General features: G+C 63.5%; 14 protein-coding genes. 2 read left to right on the plus strand and 12 right to left on the minus strand.

Going from position 1 to position 11,859, the window contains the following annotated elements; all coding sequences use genetic code 11:
* Window positions 1–153 precede the first annotated feature (153 nt).
* From iscX to BN2475_RS30660, 10 genes are all read right to left on the minus strand, one after another.
* Window positions 154–351, minus strand: a complete 198-nt coding sequence (gene iscX / locus BN2475_RS30615; RefSeq protein WP_013588918.1) for a Fe-S cluster assembly protein IscX — start codon at window positions 349–351, stop codon at window positions 154–156.
* A 15-nt stretch (window positions 352–366) separates the two neighbouring features.
* Window positions 367–708: an ISC system 2Fe-2S type ferredoxin gene (gene fdx / locus BN2475_RS30620; protein WP_094783137.1), complete on the minus strand. Its 342-nt coding sequence runs from the start codon at window positions 706–708 to the stop codon at window positions 367–369.
* 160 nt (window positions 709–868) lie between these two features.
* Window positions 869–2,740 (minus strand): Fe-S protein assembly chaperone HscA, encoded by a 1,872-nt coding sequence (gene hscA, locus BN2475_RS30625; RefSeq protein WP_094783145.1) that lies wholly within the window; start codon window positions 2,738–2,740, stop codon window positions 869–871.
* A 136-nt stretch (window positions 2,741–2,876) separates the two neighbouring features.
* Window positions 2,877–3,404 carry a Fe-S protein assembly co-chaperone HscB gene (gene hscB / locus BN2475_RS30630; RefSeq protein ID WP_094783138.1) on the minus strand — a complete coding sequence of 176 codons (528 nt, stop codon included), beginning with the start codon at window positions 3,402–3,404 and terminating at the stop codon, window positions 2,877–2,879.
* Between the two features lie 187 nt (window positions 3,405–3,591).
* Window positions 3,592–3,915: an iron-sulfur cluster assembly protein IscA gene (iscA, locus tag BN2475_RS30635; protein ID WP_027799651.1), complete on the minus strand. Its 324-nt coding sequence runs from the start codon at window positions 3,913–3,915 to the stop codon at window positions 3,592–3,594.
* A gap of 174 nt (window positions 3,916–4,089) precedes the next feature.
* The gene (gene iscU, locus BN2475_RS30640; protein ID WP_094783139.1) at window positions 4,090–4,503 is read right to left on the minus strand and encodes a Fe-S cluster assembly scaffold IscU; all 414 of its coding nucleotides are present in this window, start codon (window positions 4,501–4,503) and stop codon (window positions 4,090–4,092) included.
* A 64-nt stretch (window positions 4,504–4,567) separates the two neighbouring features.
* Window positions 4,568–5,791, minus strand: coding sequence for an IscS subfamily cysteine desulfurase (locus tag BN2475_RS30645; RefSeq protein WP_094783146.1), 1,224 nt, complete (start codon window positions 5,789–5,791; stop codon window positions 4,568–4,570).
* 75 nt (window positions 5,792–5,866) lie between these two features.
* On the minus strand, window positions 5,867–6,397 hold the full coding sequence (gene iscR, locus BN2475_RS30650; protein ID WP_094783140.1) for a Fe-S cluster assembly transcriptional regulator IscR: 531 nt from the start codon (window positions 6,395–6,397) through the stop codon (window positions 5,867–5,869).
* 144 nt (window positions 6,398–6,541) lie between these two features.
* On the minus strand, window positions 6,542–7,039 hold the full coding sequence (locus tag BN2475_RS30655; protein WP_094783147.1) for a low molecular weight protein-tyrosine-phosphatase: 498 nt from the start codon (window positions 7,037–7,039) through the stop codon (window positions 6,542–6,544).
* Window positions 7,040–7,228: 189 nt separating this feature from the next.
* Window positions 7,229–7,468 (minus strand): hypothetical protein, encoded by a 240-nt coding sequence (locus tag BN2475_RS30660; RefSeq protein ID WP_094783141.1) that lies wholly within the window; start codon window positions 7,466–7,468, stop codon window positions 7,229–7,231.
* A 258-nt stretch (window positions 7,469–7,726) separates the two neighbouring features.
* Between BN2475_RS30660 and BN2475_RS30665 the strand changes: the two genes are divergently transcribed.
* Complete coding sequence (locus BN2475_RS30665) at window positions 7,727–8,239, plus strand: hypothetical protein (protein WP_094783142.1); 513 nt, start codon at window positions 7,727–7,729, stop codon at window positions 8,237–8,239.
* Window positions 8,240–8,477: 238 nt separating this feature from the next.
* Here the strand turns inward: BN2475_RS30665 and BN2475_RS30670 are convergent, their stop codons facing one another.
* Both BN2475_RS30670 and BN2475_RS30675 read right to left on the minus strand, forming a co-directional pair.
* Complete coding sequence (locus BN2475_RS30670) at window positions 8,478–9,893, minus strand: lactate utilization protein B (RefSeq protein WP_094783148.1); 1,416 nt, start codon at window positions 9,891–9,893, stop codon at window positions 8,478–8,480.
* Window positions 9,894–10,061: 168 nt separating this feature from the next.
* The gene (locus BN2475_RS30675; protein ID WP_094783143.1) at window positions 10,062–10,784 is read right to left on the minus strand and encodes a (Fe-S)-binding protein; all 723 of its coding nucleotides are present in this window, start codon (window positions 10,782–10,784) and stop codon (window positions 10,062–10,064) included.
* 191 nt (window positions 10,785–10,975) lie between these two features.
* Between BN2475_RS30675 and BN2475_RS30680 the strand changes: the two genes are divergently transcribed.
* Window positions 10,976–11,782: an IclR family transcriptional regulator gene (locus tag BN2475_RS30680; RefSeq protein ID WP_094783144.1), complete on the plus strand. Its 807-nt coding sequence runs from the start codon at window positions 10,976–10,978 to the stop codon at window positions 11,780–11,782.
* The last annotated feature ends 77 nt before the right edge of the window (window positions 11,783–11,859 follow it).

Consider the following 11,859-nt stretch of genomic DNA (forward strand, 5'->3'; position numbering starts at 1 on the left):
CGAGATTCGCCTTAGTCTCGTGGGCTCGGAGATGTGTATAAGAGACAGGTCAGCAGTCTGAGGCGATTCCAATGGAATCGCCTTTTCCTTTGCCGCGCGGCAGCCGAAGCGGAACCGTTCACACATCGACTAGCCAGCGATCGCGTGACGCGCTCAGTAATCCGCGTCCTCGATCCACGCAGCCTGGATCGCCTCGAGGATCTTTTCGTTCGACCGGTTAGGATCGTCATCGAATCCTTCCAGCTCGGTAACCCAGCGGTGCAAGTCGGTGAAGCGCACCTGCTGCGGATCGACGTCCTGGTGCTTGTCGGTGAGGGCCATCGCGATGTCTTGCGTATCGGTCCACTTCATGGCTGCATCCTCCTGTTAGTGGTTTTCCTTCGCGTGATTGATCGAATAACGCGGGATTTCGACGACCAGGTCCTGCTCGGCCGGCGCCTTCGCCTGGCACGACAGACGCGAAGCCGGCTCGAGCCCCCACGCCTTGTCCAACAGATCGTCCTCGTCTTCCTCCGACGGCGTCAAGGCGGCGAAACCCTCACGCACGATCACGTGACAGGTCGTGCATGCGCAGGACTTCTCGCACGCATGCTCGATTTCGATACCGTTATCCAGCAGGTTGTCGCAGATGCTCTTGCCGGGCACGGCGTCGATCACCGCGCCTTCCGGGCACAGTTCGACGTGAGGCAGCACAACGATTTGAGGCATACATTTTCCGTTTCGGTCTGAGGCACGGCAGCCGCCAACCGGCTCCGCACCATTTTACTGGCGCTGCACGGACTTTTTGGGTCCATGCAGCGCGCTTCGGTCTGTTCGTGGGCGTCCAGGCGTCGCGCATACCGGCTTCGATCAAGCCGCCGCGCAACGCTCAGATCTCGTCGAGCTTGCGGCCGGCGAGCGCGCGGCGTATGCCCTTGTTCATGCGACGCGCGGCGAATTCGTCGGTGCCTTCGGCGAGCGTTTTCGTCGCGGCTTCGATCGCGTTCACGTCGTCGCTCTGCGCGACGTTGCGCAACCCGGTAAGCAGCGCATCGAGCGCGGCGCGCTCGTTGTCGTCGAGCAGTTCGGCGTCGGCGTCGAGCGCCGCATCGGTCGCTTCGACGAGGCGGCGGGCCTCGACCTGCGCCTCGCGCAACGCACGGGCACGCATGTCGACTTCCGCGGTCGAGAAACTGTCTTCGAGCATCCGCGCGATGTCGTCGTCGGCGAGGCCGTACGACGGCTTGACCACCACCGACGCTTCCACGCCCGAGCCCTGCTCGCGTGCGAACACCGACAGCAGGCCGTCCGCGTCGACCTGATAGGTCACGCGAATGCGCGCCGCGCCGGCGGCCATCGGCGGAATCCCGCGCAGCTCGAAACGCGCGAGCGAGCGGCAGTCGCTGACCAGCTCGCGCTCGCCTTGCACGACGTGGATCGCCATCGCGGTCTGGCCATCCTTGAAGGTCGTGAAATCCTGCGCGCGTGCGACCGGAATCGTCGAGTTGCGCGGAATGATCTTCTCGGTGAGGCCGCCCATCGTCTCGACGCCGAGCGACAGCGGGATCACGTCGAGCAGCAGCCAGTCGTCGCCGTCAGCGCCACGGTTGCCCGCGAGCAGATCGGCCTGGATCGCGGCGCCGAGCGCGACCACCTGGTCCGGGTCGAGGTTGGTGAGCGGCGGCTGGCCGAAGAACGACGCGACCGCGCGGCGGATCACCGGCATGCGTGTCGCGCCGCCGACCAGCACCACGCCCTTGATCTCTTTGGTCATAACCTTCGCGTCGCGCAGCGCTTTTCTGGTCGGGCCTAGCGTGCGCTGAACCAGCGCCTGGGTGATCGCCTCGAAAGTACCCTCGGTGATCGTCAGATCGAGCCTGGTGCCGTTCGAGAGCGTCGCCGCTACGGTAGCCTCGGGCGCGCCCGACAATGCCTCCTTGGCCTCGCGCACGCTGTCGAGCAGCAGGCGCACGTCTTCCGGTGCGAGCGCATGCGGCGCGATGCCCGCCTGTTCCAGCACGTGGCGATACAGCGCGTGATCGAAATCGTCGCCGCCGAGCGCCGAATCGCCGCCCGCCGCGAGCACCTCGAAGACACCCTTGGTGAGCTTCAGGATCGACAGGTCGAAGGTGCCGCCGCCGAGGTCGTACACCGCGTACAAGCCTTCCGAGCCGTTGTCGAGACCATAGGCGAGCGCCGCCGCGGTCGGCTCGTTCAACAGGCGCAGCACGTTCAGGCCGGCCAGCCGCGCGGCGTCCTTGGTGGCCTGGCGCTGGGCTTCGTCGAAGTAGGCCGGCACCGTGATGACCGCGCCGACCAGTTCGTCGCCGAGCGTATCTTCGGCGCGCTGGCGCAGCGTGGCGAGAATTTCTGCCGACACCTCGACCGGGCTCTTCACGCCATCGACCGTGCGGATCTGCACCATGCCGGGGGCGTCGATGAAATCGTACGGCGCGTTCTCGGCGCCCTCCACTTCGGCCTTGCCGCGCCCCATGAAGCGCTTGACGGAGACGATCGTGTTGCGCGGATCGCGCACCGCCTCGGCCTTGGCCGTGCGGCCGATCCGGCGGCCACCCTTTTCCAGGTAGCGCACCACCGACGGCAGCAGCGTGTGGCCGTCCGCGTCGGGCAACACGTCGGGCACGCCGCTGCGCACCGCGGCGACGAGAGAGTTGGTGGTGCCGAGATCGATGCCGACCGCCAGACGCCGCTGATGAGGCGCCGGCGCCATGCCGGGTTCGGAGATTTGCAGTAGGGCCATCTGGATCTTGTCGGGGCCGCTCGCCCCGTCCTGAATTTTCGCGTTGCTGAATGTAATGCTACCGCTGCTACTGGCTACCGTCGTGCTCGCGTGCCGGGTCGCGCTCGCGCGTGCGACGCAGCGCGGCACGCATGCGCTAGTGCTCGAGCCGCTCGATTTGCACGTCGATCTCCGATGCCACCCGCTCGATGAACATCAACTGTCGCACCGCCTCGCCCGCCGCCTGATTCGCGCCGCTGTCGAGCGACGCGCCGAGCTTGTCGAAACGTCGGCGCTCCTCGTCGCGCAGCTCGGCGAGCAACGCGTCGAGCGCATCGACGTTTTTCGCCGCGGCCGCGTCTTCGATGCTCTCGCGCCACTCCATCTGCTGCATCAGGAACGCCGGCTCCATCGCCGTGTTGTTGTGCGCGCCGACGTTGATGCCGCGCAGCGACAGCAGATACGTCGCGCGTTTGAGCGGATCACGCAGCGTCTGATACGCCTCGTTGGCGCGCGTCGCCCATTGCATCGCGATGCGCTTTTGCGCATCGCCGGCCGCCGCGAAGCGGTCCGGATGCACTTGCGCCTGCACCGTGCGGTAGGCGTGATCGAGCGCCGCCGGGTCGAGCGCGAATTGCGCCGGGAGATCGAACAGGTCGAAGTGGCTGTCGTTCAGCGAGGCCATCGGTTAGAAAGAGTCCGTTCAGGAAAGCGCATCGCAGTGCAGTCTAAAAACCACGGCTTCAAAGCGCGGTTGGTCAATGGGTCGATTCGGGTCGATTCGATTGCGCGATTCGGCCGCGAATGCGCGGATCAAACTAAAAAGGCGGCCCACGCCGCCTTTGATCCGCCGCACGCGGAACGCTTCGGATTTACACGCGGAACGACTCGCCGCAACCGCATTCGTCCTTGACGTTCGGGTTGTTGAACTTGAAGCCTTCGTTCAACCCTTCGCGTGCGAAGTCGAGTTCGGTGCCGTCGATATAGGCGAGGCTCTTCGGGTCCACAATGATCTTCACGCCATTGCACTCGAACACTTCGTCTTCGGGCGCGAGTTCATCCACGTACTCGAGCTTGTAGGCCAAGCCGGAGCAACCGGTGGTCCGCACGCCGACGCGCAGCCCGACGCCTTTGCCGCGACGGGTCAGATACTTCTGGACGTGCTGTGCTGCCTTTTCGGTCAACGTAATTGCCATAGCGTTTCTCATTGCGCAGTGCGTGGGCGGCGCGTGGGTGTCGGTTACCGATGTATCACCCATGTGCCGGCTCGCGCGCTGCTACCCTGCCTGCATCAAATATCGTTCATGCTGGACGGTGCCTTGCAACGGCACCGTCCGCGTGCCTTCACCCGAAGTTCACCCGATTGCCGCTCAGGCGTGCTGCTTGTCGCCTTCGGCGAGCGCTTCACCGTGACGCTGCTTGTAGTCGGCGACCGCTGCCTTGATCGCGTCTTCCGCGAGGATCGAGCAGTGGATCTTCACCGGCGGCAGCGCCAGTTCCTCGGCGATCTGCGTGTTCTTGATCGACATTGCCTGGTCGAGCGTCTTGCCCTTCACCCATTCGGTGACGAGCGAGCTCGACGCGATCGCCGAACCGCAGCCATACGTCTTGAACTTCGCGTCTTCGATGACGCCATCCGCGCCCACGCGGATCTGCAGCTTCATCACATCGCCGCAGGCCGGCGCGCCGACCATGCCGGTGCCGACCGCATCGTCGTCCTTCGCGAACGAACCGACGTTGCGGGGGTTTTCGTAGTGGTCCAGAACCTTGTCGCTATAAGCCATGATTACACTCCTTGATTCGTTTCAACCTGCGTTCCGATGAATTCGACGCCGACCAGACGGCGCGTCAATGCGCTGCCCACTGAATGGTCGAAATATCGATACCGTCCTTGTGCATTTCCCACAGCGGCGACAGGTCGCGCAGCTTGGAAATCTTGCTCTTCAGCAGGTTGATCACGTAGTCGACGTCCTGCTCGGTCGTGAAGCGGCCCACCGTGAAGCGGATCGAGCTATGCGCCAGCTCGTCGTTACGGCCGAGGGCGCGCAACACGTACGACGGCTCCAGCGAAGCCGACGTACAGGCCGAGCCCGACGACACCGCGACGTCCTTCACCGCCATGATCAGCGATTCGCCTTCGACGAAATTGAAGCTGATGTTCAGATTGTGCGGCACACGCTTTTCCATGTCGCCGTTCACATACACTTCTTCGATTTCCGACAGGCCCCTCAGCAGACGGTCGCGCAGCATGCGAACACGCTCGTTTTCCGTCGCCATTTCTTCGCGCGCGATCCGGAACGCTTCGCCCATACCGACGATCTGGTGCGTGGCGAGCGTGCCCGAACGCATGCCGCGCTCGTGACCGCCGCCGTGCATCTGCGCTTCGATACGGATACGCGGCTTGCGACGCACGTACAGCGCGCCGATGCCCTTCGGGCCGTAGGTCTTGTGCGCCGAGAACGACATCAGATCGACCTTCTGCTTTTCCAGGTCGATGGCGATCTTGCCGGTGGCCTGCGCCGCGTCGACGTGGAAAATGATGCCCTTTGCGCGAGTGATTTCGCCGATCGCGTCGATGTCCTGGATCACGCCGATCTCGTTGTTCACCGACATCACCGACACCAGAATCGTGTCCGGACGCAGCGCGGCCTTGAACTGCTCGAGGTCGATCAGCCCGTGTTCGTCCACATCCAGATAGGTGAGCTCGAAGCCTTCGCGCTCGAGTTCGCGGCAGGTGTCGAGCACGGCCTTGTGCTCGGTCTTCACCGTGACGATATGCTTGCCCTTGCTCTTGTAGAAGTGCGCGGCACCCTTGACCGCGAGGTTGTCCGACTCCGTAGCACCCGAGGTCCAGATGATTTCGCGCGGATCGGCGTTCACCAGCGCGGCGACTTGCTCACGCGCTTCTTCGACAGCGCGCTCCGCCGCCCAGCCATACGAGTGGCTGCGCGATGCGGGGTTGCCGAACTGCTCGCGCAGATACGGAATCATCTTGTCCACCACACGCGGATCGATCGGCGTCGTAGCGCTGTAGTCCATGTAAATGGGCAGATGGAGAGAGTCGTTGTTCATCAATTGCTCCGGGGACGTCATGTGCTCTGGCTTCCAGGTTCCTGATCAGGCTGCGGCAATGCTCGATACCGCGCCTCAGGAACCGGCCATGTTGAAAACGGAATTGGGTCCTTTCGGCGCCACACGGACGGGTTCAACCGCCGGCGCTTCGTTGCGCCTGTCGCGCAACACGGCGGGCGCGCCTTCGCGCGAACGCTGCTGATCGACCAGATCCTTCAGGGAGACCGAATCGAGGTACTCGACCATTTTCTGGTTCAGCGTCGACCACAGTTCATGCGTCATGCAATGACCGTCATGCTGCTTGGTGCCCTCGCAGGAGCCCTTGCCGCCACATTGGGTGGCGTCGAGCGGCTCATCGACTGCAATGATGATGTCGGCCACCGTGACGTCTTCAGCGCGGCGGGCCAGATTGTAGCCGCCGCCCGGTCCGCGCACGGATTCGACGATTTCGTGACGACGCAGCTTGCCAAACAGCTGCTCGAGGTACGACAGGGAGATATGTTGGCGCTGGCTGATACCCGCAAGCGTCACCGGGCCCTGCTCCTGGCGCAGCGCCAGGTCAATCATCGCCGTGACGGCGAAACGGCCTTTTGTGGTGAGTCTCATATGTGTGGGAACCGCAATTCTCGACAAGTTCGCTCAAGTATAAAAATACATGAGCATTTTAGTCAAGTATCCCTGCTATCTTTTGGGTTATTTGCTTAATTGACAGCGACGCGTGGAACGCGCTGCTTGCTGGACTATGCGGGACTAGGCGAGCAATTGGGGACGCAAGGCGGCGATCAGGCCGCGGCAGGCGGCTTCACATTGATCCAGCACCTGCTCGAAACCTTCCGCGCCACCAAAGTACGGATCGATGATTTCGCGCGCCCCACCCCAACGGCTATCTGCTTCTGGCACGAATTCCATCAGCAGCCGGATCTTGTCGCGCTGCCCGGATGGGCAGATCTGACGCAGCGCGGCGACGTTCCTGTCGTCCATTGCGATCAGCAGGTCGAAGCGCTCGAAATCGGCCGCCGTGATCTGGCGACCGCGCAGGGCGGCCAGCTGATAACCCCGTCGCCCGGCCGCATGCTGCGCGCGCTCGTCGGGCGGCGCGCCGATATGCCAGTCGCCCGTGCCAGCTGAATCGATCAGGATACGCTGCGCAAGCTTCGCTTCATTCACCAGATGACGCATCACGCCTTCCGCAGTCGGTGAACGACAGATGTTCCCGAGACACACGAAGCAGACGGATACGGTTTTCATCGAGGTTTCGGACGCTTCGGCGCGCGACTCGCAGAGGCTAGCGGTTAGCAAACAGTGCCGCGATTATACAAAGCTGCGCGGAATTTCGCCGGCGGGCGCCCGGACTGATGCAGCACGACTGCGCGCCCCGGCGGCATCGATGCTGCGTGGCCCATGCACGCCGCTGCCGTAACGGACCGGGGCGCCCGCTTACGACGCCTCGGCGAGCGGCGCCGCCGTCGCTGCGCGCATGGGTTTGGCCGGCAGCGCCGAACTGGCGTCGACCATGCCGTACGACACCGCCCGCGCCAGTTCCGCAGTCAGTCGGTCTGCATCGATCGGCGTCTGCGCCGCGTGCGAAGCGGCATTGCCGTAAATATGCAGAAAGGCAGCCGCTATAAGCGGAACGACGATCGCAAAGGGCCAGTACACCAATATTTTCTTTTTCATGATGTGGATTTCCAATTAGGGGCGCATGAGCTTGTGACTCACTATGCCAAGACTGAATGCTATAGAAATTCCCAATCAGGAAAAACCCGCCGCCGCGCGATACAGCGTTGCTCCAAATGGAACAGTCGATTGACGGGTCCCATCGACGCGCGTGCCTTGGCACGAAAAAGAAATCCTTACAAACATATACAAAGCTCACGGGACGGATAGCGATAATAGTGGTCTTATGAAAGTAATCTCTCGCACTGGTCGATTTAAATGAAGCACCTTGCACCACTCGCCGGTCTCGTCATCACGTTGCTCGGGGGCTGCGCGGTCTATCCGGACGGCACCCCGATGTATGGCAATGGTTACAGCGGCTATGACGGATATGACGGCTACGCCGCCGGCGCGCCGGTCGTGCCGCAAACGAATGTTTATTTGGGATATGGCAACTATTGGGGCCCTGGCTACTACGACGGCCCCGGACGCTATTACGGACCGGGCCCCGGCTATCGGGGCCACCCGCACGACGGCAATCACGATGACCACGGCGGCGATCGCGGCCGACCCGGCCAGCCAGGCGGTGGACCGCCGCCTCAGGGCGCGGTCGGCGGGCCGCGCGGACCCAGCGGCGTGAATGCGCCGCACCCGGGCGCCGGCGGTCCGCCGCAGGCACCGCCGCCATCGCAGCAGCAGGCCGGCGGCGGTGGTGGACGCGGCAATGCTGGCGGCGGCGCGCCGATGAGAGGTGAAAACAGCCGTCAGCCTGGCCAGATAACTCAACACTGAACCGCGCGGTAATCACGCGGTAGTCAGTCAGGGGTGCGCTTCGCACGCGCAACTCGACGCAACTCGACTACGCAACTCGACCGGGCTTGAAAATTCTGCACCCGCACCATTGCCGCGTACCGCGCGTGATCGCTCGCAAGGCGACCCGCACACCTGATCAGCGCAACGGCGCGTTGCCGACTGCCAACCCGCTTCGGGTGCCACTCGCCTTCACGACCCCGTCCGCGCTGCCGTCCGCTCAGCCAATATGGCTGCGCTGTGCCGCATACAGCTCCCGGAAGGTTCGCCCGACCGGCGCCGGCATATCGCGTGTCTGCGTCCAGCCCGCTCCGCCCAGCGGCAATCGGCTGATCGCGCGATGCCGCCCGCCCATTCGCTCCAGCACGCGCACGGCCAGTTTGGTAAAGAGTGCATAGGCATCCGGGTGCAGTGCCAGAAAGCCCCATATGGCCAAACCCGCGCGCTCCTTCCAGGGCCGCAGACGCCGCTCTACCTGTTTCTCCCGCAACTTGCGCAATAGATCGGAGAGCGGAATCCCCACCGGGCAAACGCTATTGCACTCGCCGCACAGGGTCGCGGCCTGCGGCAAATCGAGCGCCTTGTCGATCCCGACATAGCTCGGCGTCAATACCGAACCCATCGGCCCAGGATACACCCAGCCGTACGTGTGACCGCCCACCTTCTGATAGACCGGGCAATGATTCATGCATGCGCCGCAGCGAATGCACCGGAGCATTTCCTGGAAGTCGCCGCCAATCAGCCCCGTGCGCCCGCCGTCGACCAGCACCACGTACATATGGTCCGGGCCGTCCTGGTCGTCTGCGCCGCGCGGCCCGGTGAGCAGCGAAAAATAATTCGAGGTCGACTGGCCGGTCGCCGAGCGCGGCAGCAGACGCATCGCCGTCGCCAGATCTTCCAGCGTGGGCAGCACCTTCTCGATACCGGTGACGGCGACATGCACGCGCGGCATCACCGTGCACATGCCTTCGTTGCCCTCGTTCGTGACAAGCGCGACCGAGCCCGTTTCCGCGATGACGAAATTGCCGCCCGTCACGCCCATGTCCGCGCTCATGAAGTGCGGACGCAACATCTCGCGCGCTTCGCGCGTCATGTCGGGAATCTCGGTCAGGCGCGGCCGGCCGTGCGTCTTTGCGAACAGGTCGGCGATCTCGTCCTTATCTTTGTGGACGACTGGCGCGATGATGTGGCTCGGCGGTTCGTTGTTGTTGATCTGCAGGATGTATTCGCCGAGGTCGGTTTCGATCGACTGCACGCCCATCTGCCCAAGTACCTCGTTCAGACGCATTTCTTCGGTGACCATCGACTTGGTCTTGATCACCTTCTTCACGTCATGCTTGCGCGCGATATCGCCGACGAGCCGCGCGGCCTCCTGGGTCGTTTCGGCGAACAGCACGGTCACGCCGCGCCGGGTCGCCTCGCGCTCGAAGCATTCCAGCCACACGTCGAGATTGGCGAGCGCGCGGTTGCGGCGCTCCTTGAGCGCGTCGCGGGTCGCGGCAAAGTCGATCGCGGTCATCGCCGTGGCGCGAGCCGACACGAACTTGGAGGACAGCTTGGTCAGGTTCTGCTGCAAACGCTGGTCGGCGAGTTTCTGACCAGCGCGAGCCTTGAACTGCATCGATTGGACTTGCATGGCGGCCTTGTGCGGGAGTCGGATCGCAACGCGCGAAACGGCAAGCATGAAATGAACGGCGTAAGAATGGCGCGAAAGGCGTGAGAATGGCGCCAGGCGGCCATCGGCAAACCACAACGGGCAAACAACAAAGACAAACGAAAAGCGGCCGCCAGACGGCCGACGCCTTCACACGTCGCCGGCCAGCACCTGCGCGATGTGCAGCACCCGCGTGGTCGAGTCTCCGGTGCGTCGCAGCCGGCCTTCGATATTGAGCATACAACCGAGGTCGCCGAGCACCACCGTGCCAGTGCCCGTCGCACTGATATTGGCGCATTTCTCGTCGACGATCGCCGTCGAGATATCGCCGTACTTGACCGCGAATGTGCCGCCGAAGCCGCAACAATGCTCGCAATCCTTCATCTCGGTCACGGCCACGCCCACCTGCGCGAGCAATGCGCGCGGTTGCGTCTTGACGCCCAGCTCGCGCAGCCCGGAACAGGAATCGTGGTACGTCACCCGCCCCGCGAACTCGCCCGGCTGCAATTGCACCCTGGCCACGTTGACGAGGAAATCGGTGAGCTCGAACACCTTGGGGCGCAGCCTGCCGAAGCGGTTCATCAGTTCGGGATCGTCGGCGAACAGATCGCCGTAATGCGCGCGGATCATGCCGCCGCATGAACCCGACGGCACCACGACATAATCGAACTGTTCGAACTCGCGCAGGGTTTTCTCGGCCAGATCGCGCGCGAGCCGCCGCTCCCCCGAGTTGTATGCAGGTTGCCCGCAACAGGTCTGGGCGGGGGGCACCACCACCTCGAATCCGGCGCCTTCGATCAGCTTGATGACCGAAAAACCGATCTCGGGACGCATCAGGTCGATCAGGCAGGTAACGAACAATCCGACTCGCATGGGCCCTCCTTCGGGGAAACGTCCCTGATTATCCGCTGTTTGGCGCACAATACCAACGGCCGAAAGCTATAGGACGAGCATGATGCCGATTGGAGTACGCGATTGGAGCACTTATCCAACCGCGTTCGCTTTTTTCACGATACGAGATACAATCGGTTCACCGCTGTTTGACGCGCCAACCGATTCTTCCTATGAGCGATACGAACCCGGATCCCAAAACTTCGATCCAGGTGATCGAACGCATGATGCGCCTGCTCGATGCACTCGCGGCGCATAGCGACCCGGTCAGCCTGAAAGAACTGGCCATTCGCACGGAGCTGCACCCGTCCACCGCGCACCGCATCCTGAACGACATGGTGATGTGCCGGCTGGTCGATCGTTCCGACCCCGGCACCTACCGTCTCGGCATGCGCCTGCTCGAACTGGGCAATCTGGTGAAGGCGCGCCTGTCGGTGCGCGACGCGGCGCTCACGCCGATGCGCGAACTGCATCGCCAGACGGGCCAGACAGTGAACCTGTCGGTGCGCCAGGGCGACGAGATCGTCTATATCGAACGCGCTTATTCGGAACGTTCCGGCATGCAGGTGGTGCGGGCCATCGGCGGGCGGGCCCCGCTGCATCTGACCTCGGTCGGCAAGCTGTTCCTCGCCGCGGACGAATCGACCCGCGTGCGCGCCTACGCCACCCGCACCGGTTTGTCGGGCCACACGCAGAACAGCATCACCGACCTGACCAAACTGGAACGCGAGCTATCGCACGTGCGCGCGCAAGCCTGCGCGCGCGATAACGAGGAACTGGAACTCGGCGTGCGCTGCATCGCCGCCGGAATCTACGACGACACCGGCAAGCTGGTCGCCGGCCTGTCGCTGTCGGCGCCGGCGGATCGGCTGCAGGACTCGTGGCTCGGGCAACTGAGCCAGACCGCGCTGATGATTTCCGAATCGCTTGGGTATCGTCCGCAAGCCCAGCACGGCCATTCGCAAAGTCAGCCCGCGTAACGCGCCGGCGGTCTTGCCTCTGCCGCAAAGCAAAAAGCCTCGCAATTGCGAGGCTTCGGACTGCTGACAAAGTCCCC

The organism is Paraburkholderia ribeironis (assembly GCF_900019265.1).
Taxonomy (GTDB): Bacteria; Pseudomonadota; Gammaproteobacteria; order Burkholderiales; family Burkholderiaceae; genus Paraburkholderia; species Paraburkholderia ribeironis.